A 23,849-nucleotide genomic window follows, 5' to 3' on the forward strand; every position below is an offset into this window, starting at 1 on the left:
CTTTCGGTGCCCATGATCGAAGGACAATGGGCGCCGTAACAGTGGCAGTGTGCTGGTTACGCAAGACTGCACAACGTTGCAAGTAAGCTGTCAGCCGACGACAGCCCATAAGGCGGTCGACATGCCGCCTGTCGGCACATCGAAAGACGCGCCGAACTCTGCGATCGCCTATCGATGAAGTGATAGACGCCACATGTGGGCACCAGGCAGAAGGCAACGCGCTCTTGCGTACGCTCCGCCGCATCCACACGTGCTACTCCATTCGCCCTATATAGGAGCGAGCACTGGCAATGCTAGCGCTCACCCAGGAATCAACGTCTGGATCACATGCTCGACGTAGGCTTCGAAATCTTCGCGGGCCGGCTTGGGCTGTTGCAATTGCAGTGAGAGTTGCAGGAAGCCGACGTAGGCGGCGTAGGCCAAACGGGCGCGGTGCTGGGCGTCGGTGCGGGACAGGCCGGCCTGGCGGAACGAGGCGATGAGGTAATCGAGGCGACGTTGCGAGACGCGGTCGATGACCGGGCGCACGGCCGGGTGGTCGAGTGCCTTGAGCAGTTCGCTATAGATGACGTGCGGTTTGACTTCGTGGGCGACCAGCTGAAACAGCGCGCGCAGGCGGGCGCTGGGGTCGGGCACGTCTTCCAGGCTGCCGAACACCTCTTTTTGCTCGAAGATTTCCCAGCGCTCAAGGGCCGCTTGAAGCAGCGCGTCGCGCGAGGGGAAGTGCCAATAGAAGCTGCCCTTAGTCACGCCAAGCCGGCGCGCCAGCGGCTCGACTGCAACCGCGCCCACACCTTGTTCGGCAATCAGGTCGAGCGCTGCCTGTGCCCAATCGTCCGCGCTGAGGCGATTGCCGCGACCGGAGCTGGCGCGGGGCGTGGTGAGGCTGGAGTCGATGGTGTCGTTCATGCCGCGATTTAACCATACGCTTGTGTCAGTTGCAGTATGCATCACGAAATTGACATATCAGCGCCATGATTCAATGGCTTAACCGTCCATACGATTGAGTATTGACAGTCGCCATCGCCCATCCATACCATTAAGTATGGTCATCTCGCCCCTGTCCAGCGTCAACGCTGGCGACGCAGTGCTCGCGGTGTCGATGCGGGGTTCAGAACATGCCCCGACGGTGTTGTTCGCGCATGGCTTTGGACAAACCCGACATGCGTGGGAAGCCTGCGCCACGACGCTGGCAGACAAGGGCTACCGCACCCTGGCGTACGACGCGCGTGGGCATGGCGATTCCAGCTGCAATGCGGCAGACCACCCCTACTCGGCAACGCAGTTCACCGACGATCTGATCGTGCTGGCCGGCGAGCAGCCCGAGCCACCGGTGCTGGTTGCTGCATCGATGGGGGGCTTGTTCGGGCTGCTGGCCGAAGCGCGGTGGCCGGGCCTGTTTCGTGCCATCGTGCTGGTCGACATCACACCACGCTGGGACACCACGGGTGTGGAGCGCATCCTGCGCTTCATGACCGCGCATCCGGACGGTTTTGCATCGCTGGATGCGGCTGCCGACGCGATTGCCGCCTACCTGCCGCATCGGCCGCGCAAGACGCCGGGCCAACTGCAGGCATTGCTCCGGCAGCGTGCCGATGGGCGCTGGCACTGGCACTGGGATCCACGCCTGGTCGACGAGCTGGCCGGCCAGGATGCCCAGCTCCAGCAGCATGCATTGCTGGAGGCGGCAGCACAGGTACGTTGCCCGATGCTGCTCATCAGCGGCGGGCGCAGCGACCTGGTGACGCCAGCCAATATCGCCGAATTCCTCTCCATCGCGCCGCATGCGCAGCATGTGCATCTACCCGATGCCACGCACATGCTGGCAGGCGACGACAACACCACGTTTACCGCCACCGTGTTGCATTATCTGGACGCACTGCCGGCGGCTTGCACCATCGCAGCGTCCAACACTACCGAGCATGTCACTGGAGCAAGACCATGAGCATCATTGCACCGTTCCTCCTCGTCATCCTGGCGGCGGGTATCGCTGCCTATCACCGGATGCGCCTTGCCACGTGGGTTGCGAACAGCGCCTGTGTGCTGGTGGCGTGCTGGCTGCTGGGTGCCAATCTCACCGCCACCATCGTGGCCGCCGCGCTGGTGGTGCTGGTCTCCGCACCGGTGCTGCTGCCGTTCCTGCGCAAGCCGCTGCTGACCACGCCGCTGATGGGCTTCTTCCGCAAGGTGCTGCCGCCGCTGTCGCAGACCGAGCGCATCGCATTGGAGACCGGCTCGGTCGGTTTCGAGGGCGAGCTGTTCACCGGTGATCCGGATTGGCAGAAGCTGCTGAACTATCCCAAGCCGCAACTCACCGCCGAAGAACAGGCCTTCCTGGATGGCCCGGTGGAAGAGCTGTGCAAGATGATCAACGACTGGGAAATCACCCACGTCCACGCCGACCTGCCGCCGGAGCTATGGGACTTCATCAAGAAGAACAAGTTCTTCGGCATGATCATTCCCAAGCAGTACGGCGGCCTGGGTTTCAGCGCGCTGGCACACCACAAGGTGATCCAGAAGCTGTCCTCGATCTCCAGCGTGGTCAGCTCCACCGTGGGCGTGCCCAATTCGCTCGGCCCCGGTGAGCTGCTGCTGCACTACGGTACCCCGGAACAGAAGGACTACTATCTGCCGCGGCTGGCGGTCGGTGCGGAAGTACCATGCTTCGGCCTGACCGGTCCGTTCGCCGGCTCCGATGCCACCTCGATTCCGGACTACGGCATCGTCTGCAAGGGCGAGTGGAATGGCGCCAATGTGCTGGGCGTCAAGCTGACCTTCGACAAGCGCTACATCACCCTGGCACCGGTCGCCTCGCTGATCGGCCTGGCGTTCCGCGCCTACGACCCGGACGGCCTGATCGGCGACAAGAAGGACATCGGTATCACCCTGGCGCTGTTGCCGCGCGACACCCCTGGGGTGGAAATCGGCCGCCGCCACTTCCCGTTGAATTCGCCGTTCCAGAACGGCCCGATCCATGGCGAAGAGGTGTTCATTCCGCTGAGCCAGCTGATCGGTGGCGTGGAGATGGTCGGCAAGGGCTGGAACATGCTCAACGAGTGCCTGGCGGTCGGCCGTTCGATCACCCTGCCCTCCACTGCCAGTGGCGGCAGCAAGGCCGCGGCGGTGGTGACCGGTGCGTATGCGCGCATTCGCAAGCAGTTCGGCCTGTCGGTGGGCCGTTTCGAGGGCGTGGAAGAAGCGCTGGCCCGTATCGGCGGCAAGGCCTATGCGATCAGTGCGCTGTCGCAGGCCACGGCTGCGGCAGTGGATCGCGGCGACGTGCCGTCGGTGCCGTCGGCGATCGCCAAGTACCACTGCACCACCATGGGCCGCGAAGTGGTCAGCGACATGATGGACGTGATCGGCGGCAAGGGCATCATCCTGGGGCCGCGCAACTTCGCCGGCCGCGCCTGGCAGGCCGCGCCGATCGGCGTGACCGTCGAAGGCGCCAACATCATGACCCGTAGCCTGCTGATCTTCGGCCAGGGCGCCATCCTGTGCCATCCGTGGGTGTTGAAGGAAATGCAGGCCGCGCAGGATCCCGATACCCGTCGCGGTCTGGAGCAATTCGACCAGAGCCTGTTCGGTCATATCCGCTTCGGTGTTTCCAACGCGGTGCGCTCGTTCTGGTTCGGCCTGACAGGTGCGCGCATCGGTGCGGCGCCGGGCGATGCGTATACCCGTCGGTTCTTCCGCAAGCTGGATCGCTATTCGGCCAACCTGGCCTTGATGGCCGACGTGTCGATGCTGATGCTGGGCGGCAAGTTGAAGTTCAAGGAGTCGCTGTCCGGTCGCCTGGGCGATGTGCTGAGCCATATCTACATGACCAGCGCGATCCTCAAGCGCTATCACGACGAAGGCGCGCCGGCGAGCGACCAGCCGTTGCTGGCTTGGGCGTTCCATGACAGCGTGCACAAGATCGAAACCGCGCTGTCGGCGGCGCTGCGCAACTTCCCGATCCGCCCGGTGGGCTGGTTGATGTGGGTGCTGATCTTCCCGTTGGGCCGTCGCGCCGAAGCGCCGGGCGACCGCCTGGGCCATCGTGTGGCGTCGCTGTTGATGACGCCCAATGAGGCGCGCGACCGTCTGGCCAACGGCGTGTTCCTGACGCCGTGCGCCAACAATCCGGGCGGCCGTATCGCCAGCTACCTGACCAAGGCGGTGATGGCCGAGCCGGTGGAGCGCAAGTTCCTGAAGGCGCTCAAGACCAAGGGCATCGAAGCGCTGGATTTCCCCGCGCAGCTGGACGAAGCCGTGGCCGAAGGCGTGATCAGCATGGAAGAGCGCAAGCTGCTGGAGGAGCTGCGGGAGATCATGATGGACACCATCACCGTGGACGACTTCGATCCGCATGAGTTGCGTGCGGCCAGCTTCTACGACAAGCCGCAGGTGCAACAGCCACGCGAAGCTGCGTAAGGCGTAAAACTGGGGCGAGAATAGACGACGGCGGGCTTCGGCCCGCCGTCGTTGTTTGTGCAGCTGGGTCTTTTCACCATCATGCTGCCTGCGGCCTTCGGCTGCAGGCTCGCGACAGACCGCATCCGTCGGCGACGCCACGCGCTTGGCCGACGATCGAATGAACGCGCATAGGGGCCGAACGCGTGCCAGAGTCGCCCACCTCACACGCTGCAAGCAGCCTGGTGTTGAGGCTAGGAACAAGCGCTAATCGCAGCCATGCACACTGCGAACAACTACCGCAGCTGGATCAGAACGGCAGCCATACCAGCGCCAAGGCGATCAACGCCGGCAGCGCCTGTACGAAGAAGATGCGGCGGTTGACGCTGTAGGCGCCGTAGCAACCTGCCACAACCACGCAGACCAGGAAGAAGCTCAGCACGTCGGCGCGGGCGGCCACTGCGCCCCACAACAGGCCAGCGGCCAGGAAGCCGTTGTAGAGCCCCTGGTTGGCAGCGAGCACGCGGGTGGCCTGCGCCTTCTCGAGGCTATTGCGGAAGGTCTTCAAGCCCAGCGGGTGCGTCCACAGCACCATTTCCAATACCAGGATGTAGACGTGCAACAGTGCGATGCACAGGCCGGCAATGATGGCGAACAGGGACATGGCAGACCGCCTCGGAAAATGGTGCCGCCAGCATAGCCGCGATTACGGTCGCGCTGTTCGGCACACCTGCACTGCCGAGCTGGTGCGTGCGCTTCTGGCGCGGCCGGTGTGAGAAGCAAACCGTCGGCGTGGTCGATGCCAAGGCGACAAGTGGCATCTGTGCGCCTCTGTGCCACATGTGCTGTGGCCGTGCTTACTCGGAAACGCGCTTGTCCGTCTCCACGTCGCGCTCGGCAGGTAGCTTGCGCGCTTGGCGCAACAGGCCGAACGCGCCGACCGTCATGCCGGTCGCCACGGCCAGGCCGACGCCGAACACCGCGCTGGAGCCGAACGCAGAGACCAGCTTGTGCACCCAAACGAAGGTGAGATCGCCACCGCGATAGACCACCGTGTCGATTGCGGCGCCCGCCTTGTAGCGCCACTCGCGATTCACCCGCGTGTACAGCGTTTCGCGCGCGGGCTTGGCCAGTGCGAATTCGCTGGAGCGGGTAATCACCTGCACAATCGCGATCATCATCGGCAACGGCGAAGCCGCCAAAGCCGCATAGCCCAGCATGATTGCCACGCCAGGGATCAACAACGCCGGCGCGATGCCGAAGCGCGACAGCAAGGCGCGCGTCACCAGCAGCTGCAGCACCAGCGCAAGCGCATTGATCGCCAGGTCAATGCTGGAGTAATAGGCGGTGGCCGCCGCTGCATCGGTGTAAAGCCGCCGCACCAGCGCCGCCTGCTCGTTGTAGAGCAAGGTCCCCACGCCCACGCCGAACAACACCATGAAGGCCAGCCAGCGCAACAGCGGTTCGCGCACGATCAGCTTGAGGCCGCCGAGCACATCGCCGCCCATCGGCACTTCCCCGGAGCTCAGCTGGCCCTCCTGTTCGCGCGCAACGGCCCACAGCCGCAGGCGCAGCACGCAGACCACGCAGACCGCCAGAAACCCGGCCGACACCAGCATCAGATGCGCGATGCCGATACGCTCGGCCAGGACGCGTGTCAGGACCGGGCCGAGAAACGCACCCAGCGTGCCTGCCGCGCCGATATAGCCGTAGTAGCTGCGCGCTTGGGCATTGCTGAAGACATCGGCCATGAAACTCCAGAACACCGCTACCGCGAATAGGTTGAAAACGGTCACCCACAAAAAGAACGCCATGCCACGGCCCGGCACGCCGCTGTCGAACAGCACGTAGAACAGCAGCAGCGTGGCGATGAAAAAGCCATACACCCCCGGCAGGAACACCCGCCGCGGATAGCGGCTGACCAGGGCGCCGTAGACCGGTTGCAGCAGCACCATGATCAGGAAGGTGCAGGTAAACAGCACCTGCAGCGTGAAGTCCTTCAGCGGCACACCGTGCGCGGCGAAGAACGCGATCATGCCGGTGGGAAAGAGCGCCTCTACATCGGCCGAGGCGCCCATCGCCTCGCGCACCGGACGCAACACGTAGTAACCGCTGAGCAGGCAAAAGAAGTAGAGGAACGACCATGCCAGTGGTGGCGAGCTACGCAGTGCCGCGCTCAAACGGCCAGCCGCAGATCGCGGCGCAGAAGGGCTGGTCATGGGGTCACGGCCGCTCGCACAGGCGGGCCCGACAGAAAAAACATGGCAACGGCAGCACCTGCGAAAGAAGCGCGCAAGTTAGCCGATGCGAGGCAGCGCCACCAGCGACAGTCGCAGGACACTGCGGCCGGGGCTGCGCTTCGTGCCGGCACACTGCTTGCAGCGCCTAGTGCACCAGCGCGTGGCAACGCCTCGGCGGCCCCGGAATCCTCGATTTCTGAATCTAAAATCATCAACAGGATCAATGCGATGCCCATTCATCTTCCGGCAGTTTGTGCTATTGCAAAGCGCGGCGCTAGAATCGCCGGAGGCAGCGGAACAGGCGGGACCACCATGACAGAAATGCGCACGCGCCGACGGTTCCGACCGTTGGCCATCGGGCTGTTCGGGGCGTTATTGCCTCTGGCCCTCTCCTCCACCGCGCAGACACCCGCGCCCACCGCCGCTGCATTGCAGGCGGCCACTGTGGCGCAGTCGCCCACCGCACCGCTGCCCTATCGCAGCGCGTTGCCGGCCAATCAGGTGTTGGCACCGGCTGCCGGTTTCGATGTGGCGGCATTCGAATCGATGGCGGACCAGCTGACCTACGGCAACCGGGTGCCCGGCATGGCGATGGCCATCGTGCAGGGAGGCAAGGTGCTCAGCGCGCGCGGCTATGGCGTCACCGATGTCAATCATCCGCAGCCGGTCGATGGCCACACCGTGTTTCGCCTGGCCTCGCTGTCCAAAGCCTTCGCCGGCACCATGGCCGGGCTGCTGGTCAACGATGGCGTGCTGCGCTGGGACAGCAAGGTGGTCGACTATGTGCCGGGCTTCCAGCTCAGCGACAATGCGGCCACCCGTAAACTCACCGTGGCCGAAGTACTCAGCCATCGCGTCGGCCTGACCCGCAACGCCTACGACCGCGATATCGAATCCAACGTCGACTACTACTCGCTCAGCCATAAGCTGGCCGCTGCGCCGCTGCGTTGCGCCCCAGGCGATTGCTACGCGTATCAGAACGTCGCCTTCAGCCTGGTTGGCGATGTGGTGTTCGCCGCATCGGGCAGCTTCTACGAGCAATCGGTAGAGCGCCGCATCTTCAAGCCGCTGGGCATGAACGACGCCAGCATGGGTCTGGCCGGTATCCAGGCCAGCCCGCACTGGGCGCGCCCGCATGTGCGCAGCCGCAATGGCTGGGTGTCGCTGACGCCCAAGCCCACCTACTACCGCCTGGCGCCCGCTGCGGGCGTCAACGCCAGCGCCAGCGACATGGCGCAGTGGCTGCTCGCGCACACCGGCCATCGCACCGACGTGCTGCCTGCGCCGCTGCTGGCGACGCTGCACGCGCCGCTGATCTCCACGCCGGGCGAAATGCGTTCGGGCTGGCGCCATGAGCGTGTGGATGCAGCCAGCTATGCGCTGGGCTGGCGCGTATTCGATTACGCCGGCCATCAAGTGGTGTTCCATGCGGGCGCGGTGCAGGGGTATCGCGGCTTGGTCGCACTGCTGCCAGAGCGCGACCTGGGTGTTGCGATCCTGTGGAACGGCGAAAGCGGCCTGCCCTCGGGCATGCTGCCGACCATCCTGGACCGCGCGCTCGGCCTGCCGGCCAAACGCTGGCTGGACATCGACGTGGACGGCGACTTCGGCAGCGAGAATATGCTGGCAGAGAAGCCCGACCCGGCTGGCAAGGGCGTGTCTTCCGGCAAGTCGGTGGCGTCGCCACGCTAAGTGGACCTCGTGCACTGACCTGGTGTCGGTAGCGTAGGCAAAGGCGGCTTCGGCCGCCTTTGTTGTTTCTGTGTCTTCATTGCGCGTTGGGCGGCTCGCCGATGGCATGCCTGCCGGGCGCGCAAGAGCAAGGCCGTGGATGCGCAATGCGCCCGACATCCCTGGCTGCCGCAAACACCCAGTGCCCCCAACGCCGAGACTGAGCCGGTCTGTTCGGCGGACCGACGTGGCGAGCCCGAACGGTTGGCTCTGGAATCTCACGGCTTGGTCCGCCGCATGATCTTGCTCTGCGACCTGCTGCATTGCCACGCGATCAAATCAGGCAGCGGCCGCGTGCTGTCGTGCCCTCGAGCCAGTGTGCAAAGTACCGACAATTGTCCAGGTTGGCCGGCAGAGCCAGATGACCCCGCAGCAACGTCTGCACTGCCGATCGGCATGTGCCGGTGGCCGCACGATGCCGCGAACTTGAAATCAGCGATCTTGCTCGGCCGGCAACAGCGACGCCGTTTGCGGACTGGCGACGCGCAACCTCACAACCAGCACGCCGGTGCCAGGCATAAAAAAGCTCCCTCCCCGCTGGGCGTCGGGGAGAGAGCTCGATGTTTACGGAGATCGGGTATTACAAGATCAGATCAGCGGTGCCGGGGTTGCAGGCAGCGCGACCGGAGCGGCCTTCTTCTTGCGAACGGCCGGCTTCTTCTTGGCGACCTTCTTCACGGCGGGCTTCTTGGCAGCGGTCTTCTTGGTGGCGGACTTCTTGGTCGCCTTCTTCGCTACTGCCTTCTTGGCGGTCTTCTTGACGGCCTTCTTGGCGGTCTTCTTGGCGGCGGTCTTCTTGGTCGCCTTCTTTGCGGTCTTCTTCACTGCCTTCTTGGCGGCAGTCTTCTTGGTTGCCTTCTTCGCAGTCTTCTTCACTGCCTTCTTGGCGGTTGCCTTCTTTGCAGTCTTCTTGACGGCCTTCTTGGCAGCAGTCTTCTTCACTGCCTTCTTGGCGGTTGCCTTTTTGGCGACCTTCTTGACTGCCTTCTTGGCGGCAGTCTTCTTCACTGCCTTTTTGGCAGTGGGTTTCTTTTTCGCAGCTTTTGCAGTGGCCATGTAATTGGCTCCTCGTCAGTGAACTATGGAGGTGAAACGCCCAGTTGAACCAAACCCCGCGACGGCATGCCGTCGTCGGGAACCGTCCGCAGATGATGCGCGACGGAACGGATACAGAAACACCCGCATCGAACAGCGACACGGGTGCGTAGTCGGAACGACAACTGCTTTCTTGGAGAGAAGCGGACCCGACTCCACCGTGGTTAGCGCTTCGGTGGACATCCGGAACAAGCTTGTCGGCGCGATGTCGATTCTGCTCACTCTCTTCCGCAGCAATGTCTGCTGGGCGAAACCTAATCACGCTTTTTTTTACTGTCAACACTCTTTTGCAATTTTTTTTTACCCACCATCGCTGCGCGCCACGGCCACGCCATCGAATCACCCCGCGCGTGCACATCCTCGTCCAAGCGAAAAGCGCGTTGGCCCAACAGCGTTTTCAAAAAAGCACTTCTTTTCCGCTGTTTTTTTTATGCCGTGTGCTTGCGTGGCTGCCTGGGCGCTTGGACGACGCGGCGGCCAAGCCGATGCCGCGGCATTGCTTGCCGCCTGTCCGCCAGCTGAAAATTTTTTATCCAACGGCTGCACTTCCGACGTCGCATGAGCAGAAATGCGCAAACTTATCGAGCGCCTAGAGCGTCATGCACGCACCCGCGCGCACCGACTGCTGCATCCATCGCGTGCACCGACGGATGATCGAGCGAGGCGGCATGGCGCAAATTTTTTTCACCGGGCGCACGCCAAACCCTCACGAACGACTCACGTCAGAAATCCGGCGCAGTGCAGGTGGGCGAGCAGTGGATGCACGTTGGATCGTTGCTGCCGATCAACCGCATCGACATGCCACCAACGGCATCGCGGTCGGGGGCGGCCGACGCGTCCCTCTCGCCGATTGCGCGCCGGCTCGCGCCGCATCGCTGCACCGAGGCCCGCATCACCGACGCAGCCGCGCAAAAAAAATGGCCGCTCCAGGAGCGGCCATCGGATACCGGCGGCAACGATACCTGATCAGTGATCGTCGTCTTCGAGCAGCTCGGCATAGTCGTCCGGGTCCAGCAGGTCGTTGAGCTGTTCCTTGTCGTCGATCTCGACGACGAAGATCCAGCCTTCGCCATAGGCGTCCTCGTTGATGGTTTCCGGCTTGTCGCTCAACGCGCTGTTGACCTCGACAACGGTGCCGCTGACCGGGCTGTAGACGTCGGAGGCGGCCTTGACCGATTCCACCACCGCAGCGCCGTTGCCGACCTGCACGGTGTCGCCGACGCCCGGCAGTTCGACGTAAACCAGGTCACCCAGCAAGCCCTGCGCGTGGTCGGAAATGCCGACGGTCACGCGACCGTTGCTTTCGACGCGGGCCCACTCGTGGGATTTGAGGAACTTGAGGTCGCCAGGGATCTCGCTCATGGGTGTGCTCCGGGAAAGATGATGGTTGGGGACAGGTGGCTAGTTTAGACCGCGCGACAAGACAGGTGCACGCACGGCGGTGTGGCGATGGCGATGGCGATACGGATACGGATACGGACCCGGGCGCAGCGCCGAGCGCCGCGCGCAATACGCGGCGCTACACGAGTCAGTCGCCGAGCACGCCGGGCTGTGCCTGGCCATCGCGCACGAACGGAAACTTCACTGCGCGCAGCGGCACCTGCTTGCCGCGGATGTCCACCCGCAGCTGCTCGATGCTGCCGGCCGGCACACGCGCGAAGGCGATCGCCTTGCCCAGCGTGGGCGAGAACGTTCCGGACAGGATCTCGCCTTCGCCACTGGCGGTGAGCACGGTCTGGCCGTGCCGCAACACGCCCTTCTCGTCCATCACCACACCGATCAGCTGACGCGGTGCGCCCTGCGCCTTTTGCGATTCGAGCACGCTGCGACCGATGAAGTCGCGTCCTTCGTCCAGGGCGATCGTCCAGGCCAGCCCGGCCTCGTAAGGGGTGACGCCATCGTCCATGTCCTGCCCATAGAGATTCATGCCCGCTTCCAGACGCAGGGTGTCGCGTGCACCCAGGCCTGCGGGCTTGACGCCCTGCGCGAGCAACGCATTCCAGAATGCGACGGCGGCCTGCTGCGGCAACACGATCTCGAAACCGTCTTCGCCGGTGTAGCCGGTGCGCGCGAGGAACAAATCAATGCCATCGCGCGAACGCGTCTGCAGCGCGGCGAAACGGCCGAGCTTGCTCGCCGCTGCGGTGTCGGCCGGGTCGAGCAGGTCGATGACCTTGGTGCGCGCGTTGGGACCTTGCACGGCAATCATCGCGAAGTCGCTGCGCTCTTCCACCCGCACGTCGAAGCGTGCAGCCTGCTCGCCGATCCACTGCAGGTCCTTTTCGCGGGTGGCGGCGTTGACCACCAGACGGAAGAAGTCTTCCGTCATGTAGTAGACGATGAGGTCGTCGATCACCCCACCCTGCGGATTGAGCATGCAGGTGTACAGCGCCTTGCCGGCGACCTTGAGCTTGTCCACCGAGTTGGCGAGCAGGTAGCGCAGGAACTCGCGCACGCGCGCGCCGTGCAGATCGACCACCGTCATGTGGCTGACGTCGAACATGCCGGCGTCGCGGCGCACCTGGTGGTGCTCGTCCAGTTGCGAGCCGTAATGGATCGGCATGTCCCAGCCGCCGAAGTCGACCATCTTGGCGCCAAGCGCACGATGGGTGTCGTTGAGGATGGTCTTCTGGGTCATGTGCGCCGTTCCAAGGGAAAGACGGCCATTATCGCCGTCCTGTCACGCTTGGGGGAACGGCGTACATGCCGCTGCGTGGTTGCGCTGCTTGCAAGCGCTGGCGCAACGCGATGCTACGCCGCGCTGCAACAATGCCGAGGTCGGCACCGCAGTGCCAAGCCCTGCCCGCGTACATCAACCGGCCGGCTGCACCAGCAAGGTCATGCCATCGACGCCGACGATGCGCACCGGCGTGCCGGCCGGCAGATCCGGGCCGGCCACCACCCAGAACGCATCATCGACCTTGGCCCGGCCGCGACCATCGTGGATGGCCTGATCGAGCGGCACGCAACGGCCGATCAACTGCTCGGCACGCCGATTGAGCAGCGGGCGATCGCTCTGTCGGCCCTTGCCGCGGAACCAGGTGCGATACACCTGCACCGAGACGAAGCTGAGCAGCACGAATGCCACGATCTGCCACAGCAACGCGATGTCCGGCAACACCAGCACCAATAAGCACACCGCTGCGGCAGCGATCCCCATCCACAACAGGAAGGCACCCGGCACCAGGGTCTCGGCCGCAATCAGCAGCAGCGCCAGCACTGCCCAGACCGCCACGTCCCAGCGCATGGCTCAGGCTCCCGCGCGCGGCGGCATCGGCGGTACGCGCACGGGCGCGTCGGGCTTGCCGGCCGCCTCCTTGGCCAGCTCGGCGATCCCGGCGATGGAGCCGATGATGCCGCTGGACTCCATCGGCATCAGCACGAATTTCTGGTTGGGTGCGGTGGCCAGCGCCTTGAACGCTTCCACATACTTCTGTGCGACGAAATAGTTGATCGCCTGCACGCTGCCGTTGGCGATGGCGTCGGACACCATCTGCGTCGCGCGTGCCTCGGCCTCGGCCAGACGTTCGCGCGCTTCGGCATCGCGGAAGGCGGCTTCCTTGCGGCCTTCGGCCTCGAGCACGGCGGCCTGCTTCTCGCCATCGGCGCGCAGGATTTCCGATTGACGCGAGCCTTCGGCTTCGAGGATCTGGGCACGCTTTTCGCGCTCGGCTTTCATCTGCCGCGCCATCGAATCGATCAGGTCGCGCGGCGGCTGAATGTCGCGAATCTCGATGCGCGTGACCTTGATGCCCCATGGATTGGTGGCCTGGTCGACTACGCTGAGCAGCTGCGCATTGATGGTTTCGCGCTGGCTGAGCGACTCGTCCAGATCCATCGACCCGATCACGGTGCGGATATTGGTTTGCACCAGCGCGATCGAGGCGATCTCCAGATTGGACACTTCGTATGCGGCCTTGGCCGCATCCAGCACCTGGAAGAACACCACTCCGTCCACGCGCACCACTGCGTTGTCCTTCGTGATGACGTCCTGGCTGGGGACATCCAGCACCTGCTCCATCATGTTGATCTTGCGCCCCACGCCGTAGACCACCGGCACCAGGAAGTGCAGCCCAGGGCTCATGGTGTGGGTGTAGCGGCCGAAGTGCTCCACCGTCCATTGGTAGCCCTGCGGCACCATGCGCACGGTTTTGAACAGGACAACGACGCCGGCAACCAACACGGCGATGGCGAGAAACGAAGTCGGAAACATGTGCAGCCCCTTGCAAGTCGTGGATCTATCCTTGCGTGAGTATGCCTCAGCGCTCCCGGCGACCAATGCCGGCCACGTGCAGGGCGGGCCCGGGCACAGCCGCTGCAGCCGGCCGCTGCCGCAAGACAGGCAACGTACGCGCATGCATGCAAACGCAGTCAGGCGCTACGCGGCGAGAACATGATGACCGCCATGCCGAGCAGGCAACAGGCGGCGCCGAGCAGATCCCAGCGCGTCGGCGTTACGCCATCCACCCACCACAACCATAGCAGCGCGCTGGCGATATAGACCCCGCCATAGGCCGCGTACACGCGACCGCTCGCTTCCGGATGCAAGCTCAACAGCCAGACGAAGACGGCAAGGCTCAGCGCAGTGGGCAGCAGCAACCACGCGCTGCCCCCTTTGCGCAGCCAGAGATAAGGAAGGTAGCAACCGACCAACTCGGCGAGCGCCGTCGCGGCGAACAGCAGGAGCGTGGTCGGCGCGATCGTCATGCGGGGCGCGGCGTATCGGCGTCGGCGTCGGCGTCGGCGTCGGCGTCGGCGCCATCGTGGCCGGTTTGATACCGCACTGCACTGCGGGAAGCCTCACCGCCGACGGACGGGTGACGGCTGGCAGGGCTGTCCACAGGCGGTGCGTGGGAAAGCGGGGCGCCCGAGGCCGATGCGTCGCCTGCGGAACTGTCGACGGCCGGCACATCGCCGCTGCGCTCCTCCCGCTTGACCTGTTGCCACAACGCTTCCTGCTCGCCCAGCGACAACGCGTCCAGCGACGTACCGGCAGTGCGCGCCTGCGCTTCCATCGCACGAAAGCGACGTTCGAATTTCAGGTTGGCGTGCCGCAACGCGGCGCCGACATCCACCTTGGCATGGCGCGCCAGATTGGCGCAGACAAACAACACATCGCCCAATTCGTCTTCCAGCCGGGTTTGATTGTCGGCCACCGGGCCGCGGGCGAATTCCACGCGCAGCTCGTCGATTTCTTCCTGCAGTTTTTCCAGCACCGGCATCGGGCCGGGCCAATCGAACCCCACGCGCGCCGCACGCGACTGCAGCTTGGTGGAGCGCTGCCATTCCGGCAGCCCGCGCGCGATGCCGGCAAGTGCGGAGTCGTCCCGATTGCCTGCGGCGCGGCGCTCGTCGCGCTTGATCTGCTCCCAGCTGGCGCTTACCGCCTGCGCATCGGGCGCCGGTTGCGCGGCGAACACATGCGGATGGCGACGTATGAGCTTGTCGCTGAGCGTGGCGACCACGTCGGCGAATGTAAACGCCCCCTGCTCGGCCGCCATTTGCGAATGGAAGACCACCTGCAGCAACAGGTCGCCCAACTCGTCGCGCAGGCCAGCCAGATCGTTGCGGTCGATCGCATCGGCCACCTCGTAGGCTTCTTCGATGGTGTACGGCGCGATGCTGGCGAAGGTCTGCTGCACATCCCAGGGACAGCCATTTTCGCGATCGCGCAGGCGCGCCATCAAGTGCAACAGCTGCTGGATATCGCCGGTGGATGGGGTCTGAGACATCGTGTATTCCTGGAACCTGAGTGAGTGCGCCGCCTGCGCATGCGCCACGCGACGCAAGCGATGTACGCGGCCGTTGCACACCGCAACAACGCGCCGCACGCAAGCGCGTACGGGGATACCGGAGTGTACCTTTCAGTGCGTCAGGGCCTTGCGCAGCCATGCCGTCGCCAAGACGGCGCGCATGCCGCTCAGGCCAGCCAATCGCGCCAGGGCAGATTGGGGTCGCCCAGTGCAATGAAGTCGCCGTTGAGCAAGGTGTCGCGGCGGTTGTAGCGGAACGGTTTGCCGCTGGCGCCGGCCAGCAATACGCCACCGGCCGCATGCAGCACGCACTGGCCGGCGGCGGTGTCCCACTCGGAAGTGGGACCGAAGCGGGGATACACGTCCAGGTCACCTTCGGCGATGCGGCAGAACTTCAACGACGACCCTTGCGCGACCACGTCGATCTCGCCCATCCGCTCCAGCGCGGCGGCGGTACGCGCGTCGCGATGCGAGCGGCTGGCCGCCACCCGCAACGGCGTGGCGGCCGGGGTGCGCGTGTGCAGCATCTCATCGCGGTCGCCATCGCGGCGGAAGGCATTCTCGCCGCGCGCGGCGTACCAGACCCGCCCGTCGACCGGCGCCTGCACCACTCCCAGCACCGGTGCGCCCATATGGATGAGTGCGATGTTGACGCTGAACTCGCCATTGCGCTTGACGAATTCGCGGGTGCCATCGAGCGGATCGACCAACCAGTAACTGGTCCAGTACTGGCGCTGTTCCCAGGCCACGTGCGCAGACTCTTCCGACAGCACCGGCACATCCGGGGTGACACGGCGCAAGCCTTCGACGATGACGCGGTTGGCCGCCAGGTCGGCTTGGGTCAGCGGGCTGGCGTCGTCCTTGATCTCCACCGAAAAGTCCTGGGCATAGACCTCCATGATTGCCGCGCCGGCATCGCGCGCGATGGCGATCACGGTTTCGCGCAGCTCCATCGGGATGCGGATCATGGAGTGCGCTCCAGCCATTCGCGCGCAATGAACAAGGCGGCCAGCGAGCGGCCTTCGGAGAAATCTTCGCGCAGCATCAATTCGTCCAGACGAGCGATCGGCCACGGCACCACGTCCATCTCTTCCGGCTCATCGCCAACCAGGCGCTCGGGGTAGAGGTCGCGTGCCAGCACCAACCAGGATTGGTGACTCATATAAGTAGGAGCGAGCGTCATCGCGCGCAGCACCTGTACCTGGCGTGCGCCATAGCCGGCTTCTTCCTTGAGCTCGCGGTCGGCGGCCTGCTCGGGTGTTTCGCCGGCGTCGATGCGGCCCTTGACCAGACCGAGTTCGTAGCGGTGCACGCCAGCGGCATATTCGCGCACCAGCAGCACGGTTTGCGCATCGAGCATGGGCACCACCACCACGGCGCCGTGTCCCTGGCTGAGTTGGCGTTCGTAGATGCGGCGCTGCCCGTTGGAAAATTCCAGATCCAGCTGCTGCCGACGGAACGGCCCGTCGCCCAGATCGGTGATCTTGTGGATGATCGGCAGACGCGAGCTCATGCGTTGCACGCAGCCGCAAAGCGGGCCGATAGAATAGGCGGATGCATCGACATGTCCATGAACCCGAAATCCTAGCAGACCCTGCAGCCGCACAAACTGCCGAACATTGGCGGCAACGCGATCTTGCGGTGGTGTGGCACCCCTGCACGCAGATGCGTGAGCACCCGCATACGCTGCCGCTGGTGCCGATCGCGCGTGGCGAAGGCGCATGGCTGGTCGGCCATGACGGCCGCCGCTACCTGGACGCGGGGAGCAGCTGGTGGACCAACCTGTTCGGTCATACCGAACCGCGCATCGGCGCGGCCATCGCGCGCCAGGCCGGTGAACTGGAACAGGTGATGCTGGCCGGCTTCACGCATCCGCCGGCCGTGCAACTGGCCGAGCAGTTGCTGGCGATCGCGCCGCGCCAGGCCGGGCGTGCACCGTTGTCCAAGGTGTTCTACGCCGACAACGGATCGGCGGGCGTGGAGGTGGCGCTGAAGATGGCCTTTCATTACTTCCACAATCGCGGCGACCACCGGCGGACACGGTTCATCGCACTGGAGAATGGTTACCACGGCGAGACCATCGGCGCGCTGTCGGTTGGCGATATTCCGCTATACCGGCGCGTGTATGCGCCGCTGCTGCTGGAGGCGATGTTCACGCCCTCGCCCGATGCCTACCTGGCCGAGCCGGGGCAAAGCGCCGAAGACCATGCGCTGCAGGCAGCCGATGCGTTGCAGGCCCTGTTCGAACGCTCGCCCGGCGAAATCTGTGCGCTGATCCTGGAGCCGCGCGTGCAATGCGCGGGCGGGATGCGCATGTACCACCCGGCGTATCTGCGCCGCGCGCGCGAATTGTGCGATGCCCATGGCGCATTCTTGATCGCCGACGAGATCGCCACCGGTTTCGGCCGTACCGGCACCTTGTTCGCCTGCGAACAGACCGGCGTGATGCCCGACCTGCTATGCCTCTCGAAGGGGCTGACCGGCGGCTTCATGCCGCTGTCGGCGGTGCTGGCCACGCAGCAGTTGTACGACGCGTTTCTGGACGATTCGCGCGAGCGTGCGTTCCTGCATTCGCACAGCTACACCGGCAACCCGCTGGCATGTGCGGCGGCGCTGGCGACCTTGAAGATCTTCGCAGACGACGACGTGATCGCGCGCAACAGACCCATCGCCGCGCGCATGCGCGAGCTTGCTGCGCAGATCGGCGAACATCCGGCCGTGGCGGACGTGCGCCAGGCCGGCATGATCGTGGCGTTCGAGCTGACCCAGGGCGGCGACAAGCGCACGCCATTTGCGTCTGCCGCACGCGTCGGCCTGAAGGCGTATCGCGCGGCGCTCGAAAAAGGCGTGGTGCTGCGCCCGCTCGGCGACGTGCTGTACTGGATGCCGCCGTATTGCGTGGACGAGGCGCAGCTTGCGTTGCTGGCCGAAACCACCCGGCATGCCATCACGGAGGCGATGGCATGCGCCTGACCCGTTCGCATGTCGCGCTGCCGATGCACTGCGACCAGGAAGTGACATTGCCGGAAGAGTCGGCCAATCACCTGCTGCGGGTACTGCGGCTGCGCGAGGGCGATGCCTGCATCCTGTTCAACGGCGACGGCAGCGACTACCACGCACGCATCACCGTGGCGGGCAAGCGCGATGCACGTGCGCTGGTAGAACGCGTCGAGCCGCTCTCCAACGAATCGCCGCTGCGCATCACCTTGATGCAAGGCATCGCGCGCGGCGAGAAGATGGACCTAATTTTGCAGAAGGCCACCGAGCTGGGCGTTGCGGCGATCGTACCGGTGATCGCCGAGCGTACCGAGGTCAAGCTCGATGCGGCGCGTACCGAAAAACGCGTGGCGCACTGGCGTAGCGTGGTGGTGTCGGCCTGCGAGCAATCCGGCCGTGCACGTCTCCCCAGCGTGGCCGCGCCGCAGGGCTTGCAGGACGCGGCGCAGGCCAGCGATGCGCATGCGTTACGGCTGACGCTGGACCCACAGGGCGAGCATCGCCTGGGCACGTTGGCATCGAGCGTCCAGCAACACATCGTCGTGGCGATCGGGCCGGAAGGCGGCTGGTCGCCGCGCGATCGCGCGCTGCTTACCGAGGCGGGCTTCAGCGGCCTGCAGCTGGGGCCACGCATTCTGCGCACCGAAACGGCGGGGCTGGCGGCGATTGCGGCGCTGCAGTCGCGGTTCGGGGACCTGTAGCGCCATGACACTGTAGGAGCGCACCGGGGCGCGGCCGGGCGTTTATCGGTAAAGCCTCATCGCGCCCGGGTGCGCTCCTACGGGTCCGGGTACGCTCCTACGGGGATGCGGGCTTTGCTCGGCATAGCGTCGCCCCTTGCATGCTGACGGCTCCGTCCACCGCGTCCCGACCTGACACCCGCGCTGTCTCGTAGGAGCGCACCTGGGCGCGACAGGGCGTTTATCGGTAAGGCCTCATCGCGCCCGGGTGCGCTCCTACGGGGATGCGGGAATTTGCTCGGCATAGCGTCGCCCCTTGCATGTTGACGGCTCCGTCCACCGCGTCCCGGCCTGACACCCGCGCTGTCTCGTAGGAGCGCACCGGGGCGCGACAGGGCGTTTATCGGTAACCCCTCATCGCGCCCGGGTGCACTCCTACGGGTGCGGAGGTGATCGATCTGGTGCAGCCGGATTGCTGCACCTGCCGATGTGCAAACGCTCAGCGGCCGTGCTGCAGGAACCAGCTGGCCGCGCCGATGACGCCAAGCTGGCCGTGCTCGACGATGCTCACCGGCACCTGTTCCAGCGCGGGACGCAAGGCGCCCTTGTCGAGCAGGCGCGCGACAAAATCGCTAGCGGCAATGAAGGTGGCGATTTGCGGCAGGAACCCGCCAGCCAGATAGACGCCACTGCGCACGCCATACAGCAGCATCAGGTCGCCGACCACGCTACCCATAAAGCCGCAAAACGCCTGCAGAGCGTCGTGCGCCAATCCATCATTGCCGGCCATTGCGGCCGCGGTGATATCGGCCGGGCTGGCGTGCAGCACGGGGTCGCCGCGCAACGCAGCCAGCGCGGTGTAGAGATTCAACAGGCCTGGGCCGGACAACAGCGTTTCGGTACCCACGTGGGTGCGCGTGCGCCGCAGTTCCTGCAGCAGCGCCATTTCCAGATCGCTGGCCGGCGCCAGTGCAGCGTGGCCGGCTTCGGTGGGCAGCACCACCGGATCGGCACCGTTGGGGATCCACAGCGCCGCGCCCAGGCCCGTGCCCGGACCAAGCACCAAGGCCGGGCCTGCGGCACCTTGCGCCGGGCCAGACAATTGCATGACCTGGTTGCCGATCATGTAATTGGCCGCATAGGCGACCGCTTCGAAATCGTTGACCAGATGCAGGGCCTGCATGCCGAGCTGGCGGCGAATCTGCTCCGGCGCCAGCACCCAGGGCAGATTGGTGGTGATCACGCTGCCGTCTTCCAGCGCATAGCCGGCGCTGGCGATCACGCCCCGGCGTACTGGCGCACACCCCAGTTCTGCGAAGAACGCGGCCATGATGTCGGCAAGGCCTGGATAGTCGGCGCAGCGGTATTTGCGGTAGTCCAGCACCGTGACCGGCTTGCCTGCGTCATTGCTTTCGCATACCAGCGCCAGGCGCACATGCGTCCCGCCCACATCGGCGGCAACGAAGGTTTCGGGGCGCGGAAAGGCCACCGCTTCCATTGGACTGCTTGCGCTCACGCATTCTCCTGATCAGTGCCGGCGGCTGGCGGCGTGGCCCGTTCTCCGACGAACGGCAAACGGGTAGACAACGTTGTCAGCAATCGCCTCGTAACGCAACCGTATCAACCGCGACTCGTCCCAGGTGGAACGACGCGCATCATTCGCCAAAAATCCGCAGGCGTAATGGCGATTCCTGCACAACTCCAGAGCGAACCAGTGTCGTTTCGATATTTACGATAGTACGCGCCGATGGTAGCAGTCGCGTTCGCAAAGCGCATTGCGCAAAATGCTGCAGCGCAGCGTTCGCTTTCGCCCGGAAATGCTGCATTGCAGCGCAATCGCAGCCACATCAGAGATCTGTGACGACGTGTTGACAACGCTGTCAGCGCTACGCGAGACTCGATTCAAATCGGAGTTCTGGCAGGAGGGGCCATGGACTGTTCGGTACTGAAGAACGGGCATTCCCTCGCCTGGCATTCCAGATTCGCGAGTCGTGCGTCGCCAGACGTTCCCGCTCGCTGATGTGCGTTTAGCTCCACCGCTTCACCACACGGGGGACACCTCCTTCACCACGCGAATCGCCTGCACTACTGCTTCGAAAGAAGCGTGCCAGCGCAATCACCGCGATCGGTCAGGGCGTGTTGTTTTGCCGGCCACGCCGAGCGCGTTGCGTCCTACTGCAGGGCAGCGCGCTCACAGCACTAACCAATGAGGTTTAGCCATGCACAGCCGCACCACGACGTTAGCACTCTGTATCACCGCCGCTCTGTACTGCTCCGGCTCTGCAATGGCTGCCGGACAAGAACAACAAGCCCCGGCCAGCACGCCGTCGGCCACCACCGAGCTGGATACCATCACCGTCACCGGCTACCGCGCGTCGCTGGAGAAGAGCCAGGCGGTCAAGCGCTCGGCCAACTCCATCGTCGATGCGATCAGCGCCGAAGACATCGGCAAGTTCCCGGACGTCAATGCGGCCGAATCGCTATCGCATCTTCCGGGTATCAGCGTCGACCGCCAGTTCGGCGAAGGCGAAAAGGTCAGCATCAACGGCACCGACCCGGCATTGAACCGCGTGCTGCTCAATGGCCAGACCATCGCCTCGGGCGATTGGGGCGGCAACCCGACCGACACCAGCGGCCGCACCTTCAACTACACGCTGCTGTCGCCGGAAATCATCGGCCTGATGGAGGTCTACAAGACCCCCGAAGCGCGCATCGACGAAGGCTCGATCGGCGGCACCGTGATCGTGCACACCCGCAAGCCGCTGGACCTGCCCAAGAACACCATCCGCGGCTCGATCGGCTACAACTACAACGACCGCTCCGAAGAAGGCAATCCGCGCGGTTCGGCGCTGTGGAGCTGGAAGAACGACGACGAGACCTTCGGCGCGTTGATTTCGGCCACGCACGACAAGCAGGACCTGGCGCGCGCCGGTATCGAATACTTCGGCTACACCACCGGCGCCAACATTCCGCCGACCGCCACCATCACCGGCGATGGCAGCGATGTGGCCACCGCGCGCGTACCGGCCGGTATCAACAGCGCATTCTTCCAGCAGACCCGCGAACGCAGCGGCGTGCAAGGTGCGTTGCAGTGGAAGCCGAACGACCAGAACGAATTCAACCTGACCGGTCTGTACATCAAGGGCAAGTACAACAACTTCAGCGAATCGCGTTACGTCTGCCCGGCCTGTAACAACGACATCCAGAAGATCACCAGCGCCAACGTCGAGAACGGCGTGGTGTCCTCGGCCACGGTATCGGACAACACCCGCGGTGGCGTCAACGATCAGCCATACGCGCAGCTGGATGCGAACTATCGCGAGAGCACCGTGACCACCAAGAGCCTGAACCTGCGTCACGACTGGTCGGGTGAAAAGTGGGTGTTCACCACCCAGGTTGGCGACACCCAGGCAACGGGCGGCAAGAACCCCGAATACCTGATGAAGTTTTTGATGACCGATGGCGGCTACAACTACGACTTCGACGGTTCGCACACCGCAGTCAATTACGCCAATGGTGGTGCATCGAACTGGACGCTGCCCGGCTCGCCGGCAGGCCTTGCACCGGGTTCGCAAGATGCCAGCGCCACGCAGGCGGGCGGCATCTTCTATCAGAAGAGCAAGGACGAAGAGAAATATTTCCAGTGGGATGCCGCACGCGACCTGGCGGTTGGCCCGTTCACCAAGCTGCTGTTCGGCTACAAGTACATCAACCATAACAATGGTGTAGACGCACGCGGCAACCGCATCAACACCACCGATCCGGTGTCGCTGACCCAGTTCAACCCGGGCACCACCCCGAGCGGTCTTTACGACGGCCTGGGTGCAAGTGGCGACCTGACCACCTGGCCGACCGCCAGCCTGAGTTCGGTCCGCAACTATCTGCTGTCGCAGCCGCAGGGTCCGTACCGTACCGACTTCGGCTCCTCGTTCGACGTGAAGGAAATCACGCAGAACTTCTACACGCAGTTGAACTACGAGACCGGCAAGTGGCGCGGTAACGTTGGCGTGCGTCTGGTTGATACCACCGACAAGTCCGAGTACTGGCAGAGCCAGGACGGCGGCACCACCTTCAGCCGTGTTGCCGAGACCAACGACTACCGCAAGGCGCTGCCGAGCTTCAACATCGCCTATGACGTCACCGACGATACCGTGCTGCGCTTCTCCGCTGCCAAGGTCATCGCACGTCCGCGTTATGCCGATCTGGCCGGTTCGTTCACCATCAACAGCGGCAACGGCAACCTGACCGCCAACGGTGGTAACCCGGATCTGAAACCATACGAATCCACCAACTACGATCTGGCTGCCGAATGGTATTTCGCGCCATCCAGCATGCTGTCCGGTGAAGTGTTCTATCGCGACATCAGCTCCTACATCGTCAACACCACGGTCAGCCAGCAGCTCAATCCGGCGCCGCCGGCAGTGGCGGGCGTCTACCAGGTGACCACGCCGGTCAACGTTTCCGATGCAAAGGTCAAGGGCGCATCGATCAACTACCAGCAGGCGTTCGGCCTCGGTTTCGGCTTGCAGGCGAACTACACGTTTGCCAAATCCGATGCGAGCACCGGCTTGAACCTGCCCTACCTGTCGCGCGACACCTACAACGTGATTCCGTATTGGGAACACGGCGACTGGACAGTGCGCGTGAACTACAGCTACCGCTCCAAGTACTTCACCCAGATCGGACGCCTGGGCTCGGAAGACTTCGCGGACAGCTACAAGCAGCTGGATTTGACCGCCTCGTATCAGATCACCGACTACATGGGTCTCACCTTCGACGCCACCAACCTGCTGGATTCCCCCTACCGCTTGTACAGCGGAACCAGGGACACCCCGACGGCGTTCTACAAGAACGGCCGCGGCTACCAGGCCCAGCTGAACTTCAAGTTCTGATGTGGCACAGGCGCGCCACCGACCCTCCACGGTGGCGCGCTTTTTTTTGGACCTGTCGCTGTCCGC

The 23,849-nt window shown here is 64.4% G+C and carries 21 protein-coding genes; 8 read left to right on the top strand and 13 right to left on the bottom strand.

Annotated elements, in window-relative coordinates; all coding sequences use genetic code 11:
- Positions 1–300: 300 nt before the first annotated feature.
- A complete protein-coding gene (locus ACCQ03_RS15480) occupies positions 301–909 on the bottom strand; it encodes a TetR/AcrR family transcriptional regulator (RefSeq protein ID WP_017157868.1) in 609 nt (202 codons plus the stop codon).
- Between the two features lie 136 nt (positions 910–1,045).
- Here ACCQ03_RS15480 and ACCQ03_RS15485 point away from each other — a divergent pair, with 136 nt between their 5' ends.
- Both ACCQ03_RS15485 and ACCQ03_RS15490 read left to right on the top strand, forming a co-directional pair.
- Positions 1,046–1,945, top strand: a complete 900-nt coding sequence (locus tag ACCQ03_RS15485) for an alpha/beta fold hydrolase (protein WP_209225495.1) — start codon at positions 1,046–1,048, stop codon at positions 1,943–1,945.
- Entirely contained in the window at positions 1,942–4,416 is a 2,475-nt protein-coding gene (locus ACCQ03_RS15490; protein WP_209225498.1) for an acyl-CoA dehydrogenase, read from the top strand. Before ACCQ03_RS15485 ends, ACCQ03_RS15490 begins: the two co-directional genes overlap by 4 nt.
- A gap of 289 nt (positions 4,417–4,705) precedes the next feature.
- Here the strand turns inward: ACCQ03_RS15490 and ACCQ03_RS15495 are convergent, their stop codons facing one another.
- Together ACCQ03_RS15495 and ACCQ03_RS15500 are read right to left on the bottom strand one after the other, a co-directional pair.
- Positions 4,706–5,059, bottom strand: a complete 354-nt coding sequence (locus ACCQ03_RS15495) for a DUF1304 domain-containing protein (protein WP_039572303.1) — start codon at positions 5,057–5,059, stop codon at positions 4,706–4,708.
- A 193-nt stretch (positions 5,060–5,252) separates the two neighbouring features.
- A complete protein-coding gene (locus ACCQ03_RS15500) occupies positions 5,253–6,614 on the bottom strand; it encodes an NTP/NDP exchange transporter (protein ID WP_209225500.1) in 1,362 nt (453 codons plus the stop codon).
- A 333-nt stretch (positions 6,615–6,947) separates the two neighbouring features.
- On the opposite strand from ACCQ03_RS15500, the gene ACCQ03_RS15505 reads away from it, so the two are divergent.
- Complete coding sequence (locus ACCQ03_RS15505; protein ID WP_057679797.1) at positions 6,948–8,327, top strand: serine hydrolase domain-containing protein; 1,380 nt, start codon at positions 6,948–6,950, stop codon at positions 8,325–8,327.
- Between the two features lie 627 nt (positions 8,328–8,954).
- On the opposite strand, the gene ACCQ03_RS15510 is transcribed toward ACCQ03_RS15505, so the two are convergent.
- Positions 8,955–9,422: a histidine biosynthesis protein HisIE gene (locus ACCQ03_RS15510; RefSeq protein ID WP_104619465.1), complete on the bottom strand. Its 468-nt coding sequence runs from the start codon at positions 9,420–9,422 to the stop codon at positions 8,955–8,957.
- A gap of 199 nt (positions 9,423–9,621) precedes the next feature.
- Between ACCQ03_RS15510 and ACCQ03_RS15515 the strand changes: the two genes are divergently transcribed.
- Both ACCQ03_RS15515 and ACCQ03_RS15520 read left to right on the top strand, forming a co-directional pair.
- Positions 9,622–10,023, top strand: coding sequence for a hypothetical protein (locus tag ACCQ03_RS15515; RefSeq protein ID WP_209228024.1), 402 nt, complete (start codon positions 9,622–9,624; stop codon positions 10,021–10,023).
- A 176-nt stretch (positions 10,024–10,199) separates the two neighbouring features.
- Positions 10,200–10,427 carry a hypothetical protein gene (locus ACCQ03_RS15520; RefSeq protein ID WP_057679795.1) on the top strand — a complete coding sequence of 76 codons (228 nt, stop codon included), beginning with the start codon at positions 10,200–10,202 and terminating at the stop codon, positions 10,425–10,427.
- Here the strand turns inward: ACCQ03_RS15520 and gcvH are convergent, their stop codons facing one another.
- From gcvH to nudE, 8 genes are all read right to left on the bottom strand, one after another.
- A complete protein-coding gene (gene gcvH, locus ACCQ03_RS15525; protein ID WP_003482419.1) occupies positions 10,428–10,823 on the bottom strand; it encodes a glycine cleavage system protein GcvH in 396 nt (131 codons plus the stop codon).
- Positions 10,824–10,989: 166 nt separating this feature from the next.
- Positions 10,990–12,099, bottom strand: coding sequence for a glycine cleavage system aminomethyltransferase GcvT (gcvT, locus tag ACCQ03_RS15530; protein WP_209225505.1), 1,110 nt, complete (start codon positions 12,097–12,099; stop codon positions 10,990–10,992).
- Between the two features lie 174 nt (positions 12,100–12,273).
- On the bottom strand, positions 12,274–12,708 hold the full coding sequence (locus tag ACCQ03_RS15535) for an NfeD family protein (protein ID WP_039571997.1): 435 nt from the start codon (positions 12,706–12,708) through the stop codon (positions 12,274–12,276).
- Between the two features lie 3 nt (positions 12,709–12,711).
- Positions 12,712–13,674, bottom strand: coding sequence for an SPFH domain-containing protein (locus ACCQ03_RS15540; protein WP_150146707.1), 963 nt, complete (start codon positions 13,672–13,674; stop codon positions 12,712–12,714).
- 158 nt (positions 13,675–13,832) lie between these two features.
- A complete protein-coding gene (locus ACCQ03_RS15545) occupies positions 13,833–14,168 on the bottom strand; it encodes a YnfA family protein (RefSeq protein ID WP_017157878.1) in 336 nt (111 codons plus the stop codon).
- Positions 14,165–15,193 (bottom strand): nucleoside triphosphate pyrophosphohydrolase, encoded by a 1,029-nt coding sequence (gene mazG / locus ACCQ03_RS15550; RefSeq protein WP_150146710.1) that lies wholly within the window; start codon positions 15,191–15,193, stop codon positions 14,165–14,167. Before mazG ends, ACCQ03_RS15545 begins: the two co-directional genes overlap by 4 nt.
- Before the next feature lie 188 nt (positions 15,194–15,381).
- Positions 15,382–16,182, bottom strand: coding sequence for a 3'(2'),5'-bisphosphate nucleotidase CysQ (gene cysQ / locus ACCQ03_RS15555; RefSeq protein WP_008572065.1), 801 nt, complete (start codon positions 16,180–16,182; stop codon positions 15,382–15,384).
- Positions 16,179–16,727, bottom strand: coding sequence for an ADP compounds hydrolase NudE (gene nudE / locus ACCQ03_RS15560; protein ID WP_057679792.1), 549 nt, complete (start codon positions 16,725–16,727; stop codon positions 16,179–16,181). The genes cysQ and nudE overlap by 4 nt, the downstream gene beginning before the upstream one ends.
- A 41-nt stretch (positions 16,728–16,768) precedes the next feature.
- On the opposite strand from nudE, the gene bioA reads away from it, so the two are divergent.
- On the top strand, positions 16,769–18,187 hold the full coding sequence (bioA, locus tag ACCQ03_RS15565) for an adenosylmethionine--8-amino-7-oxononanoate transaminase (RefSeq protein ID WP_057679791.1): 1,419 nt from the start codon (positions 16,769–16,771) through the stop codon (positions 18,185–18,187).
- A complete protein-coding gene (locus ACCQ03_RS15570; protein ID WP_057679790.1) occupies positions 18,178–18,912 on the top strand; it encodes a 16S rRNA (uracil(1498)-N(3))-methyltransferase in 735 nt (244 codons plus the stop codon). Before bioA ends, ACCQ03_RS15570 begins: the two co-directional genes overlap by 10 nt.
- A 478-nt stretch (positions 18,913–19,390) precedes the next feature.
- Here the strand turns inward: ACCQ03_RS15570 and ACCQ03_RS15575 are convergent, their stop codons facing one another.
- Positions 19,391–20,389, bottom strand: coding sequence for a glucokinase family protein (locus tag ACCQ03_RS15575; protein ID WP_170922406.1), 999 nt, complete (start codon positions 20,387–20,389; stop codon positions 19,391–19,393).
- 721 nt (positions 20,390–21,110) lie between these two features.
- On the opposite strand from ACCQ03_RS15575, the gene ACCQ03_RS15580 reads away from it, so the two are divergent.
- Entirely contained in the window at positions 21,111–23,783 is a 2,673-nt protein-coding gene (locus tag ACCQ03_RS15580) for a TonB-dependent receptor (protein ID WP_209225507.1), read from the top strand.
- Positions 23,784–23,849 lie beyond the last annotated feature (66 nt).

The sequence above is a fragment of the Xanthomonas sp. NCPPB 3569 genome, from assembly GCF_041475645.2.
Taxonomy (GTDB): Bacteria; Pseudomonadota; Gammaproteobacteria; order Xanthomonadales; family Xanthomonadaceae; genus Xanthomonas; species Xanthomonas phaseoli.

Excerpts from the sequence above, each read along its gene's own strand:
- ACCQ03_RS15580 (WP_209225507.1), top strand. The coding sequence starts at position 21,111 with ATGCACAGCCGCACCACGACGTTAGCACTCTGTATCACCGCCGCTCTG.
- ACCQ03_RS15545 (WP_017157878.1), bottom strand. The coding sequence starts at position 14,168 with ATGACGATCGCGCCGACCACGCTCCTGCTGTTCGCCGCGACGGCGCTC.
- ACCQ03_RS15535 (WP_039571997.1), bottom strand. The coding sequence starts at position 12,708 with ATGCGCTGGGACGTGGCGGTCTGGGCAGTGCTGGCGCTGCTGCTGATT.
- ACCQ03_RS15570 (WP_057679790.1), top strand. The coding sequence starts at position 18,178 with ATGCGCCTGACCCGTTCGCATGTCGCGCTGCCGATGCACTGCGACCAG.
- ACCQ03_RS15485 (WP_209225495.1), top strand. The coding sequence starts at position 1,046 with ATGGTCATCTCGCCCCTGTCCAGCGTCAACGCTGGCGACGCAGTGCTC.
- ACCQ03_RS15495 (WP_039572303.1), bottom strand. The coding sequence starts at position 5,059 with ATGTCCCTGTTCGCCATCATTGCCGGCCTGTGCATCGCACTGTTGCAC.
- bioA (WP_057679791.1), top strand. The coding sequence starts at position 16,769 with ATGCATCGACATGTCCATGAACCCGAAATCCTAGCAGACCCTGCAGCC.
- gcvT (WP_209225505.1), bottom strand. The coding sequence starts at position 12,099 with ATGACCCAGAAGACCATCCTCAACGACACCCATCGTGCGCTTGGCGCC.
- ACCQ03_RS15480 (WP_017157868.1), bottom strand. The coding sequence starts at position 909 with ATGAACGACACCATCGACTCCAGCCTCACCACGCCCCGCGCCAGCTCC.
- ACCQ03_RS15510 (WP_104619465.1), bottom strand. The coding sequence starts at position 9,422 with ATGGCCACTGCAAAAGCTGCGAAAAAGAAACCCACTGCCAAAAAGGCA.
- mazG (WP_150146710.1), bottom strand. The coding sequence starts at position 15,193 with ATGTCTCAGACCCCATCCACCGGCGATATCCAGCAGCTGTTGCACTTG.
- cysQ (WP_008572065.1), bottom strand. The coding sequence starts at position 16,182 with ATGATCCGCATCCCGATGGAGCTGCGCGAAACCGTGATCGCCATCGCG.
- ACCQ03_RS15490 (WP_209225498.1), top strand. The coding sequence starts at position 1,942 with ATGAGCATCATTGCACCGTTCCTCCTCGTCATCCTGGCGGCGGGTATC.
- ACCQ03_RS15500 (WP_209225500.1), bottom strand. The coding sequence starts at position 6,614 with ATGACCAGCCCTTCTGCGCCGCGATCTGCGGCTGGCCGTTTGAGCGCG.
- nudE (WP_057679792.1), bottom strand. The coding sequence starts at position 16,727 with ATGAGCTCGCGTCTGCCGATCATCCACAAGATCACCGATCTGGGCGAC.
- ACCQ03_RS15505 (WP_057679797.1), top strand. The coding sequence starts at position 6,948 with ATGACAGAAATGCGCACGCGCCGACGGTTCCGACCGTTGGCCATCGGG.
- ACCQ03_RS15575 (WP_170922406.1), bottom strand. The coding sequence starts at position 20,389 with ATGGAAGCGGTGGCCTTTCCGCGCCCCGAAACCTTCGTTGCCGCCGAT.
- ACCQ03_RS15540 (WP_150146707.1), bottom strand. The coding sequence starts at position 13,674 with ATGTTTCCGACTTCGTTTCTCGCCATCGCCGTGTTGGTTGCCGGCGTC.
- gcvH (WP_003482419.1), bottom strand. The coding sequence starts at position 10,823 with ATGAGCGAGATCCCTGGCGACCTCAAGTTCCTCAAATCCCACGAGTGG.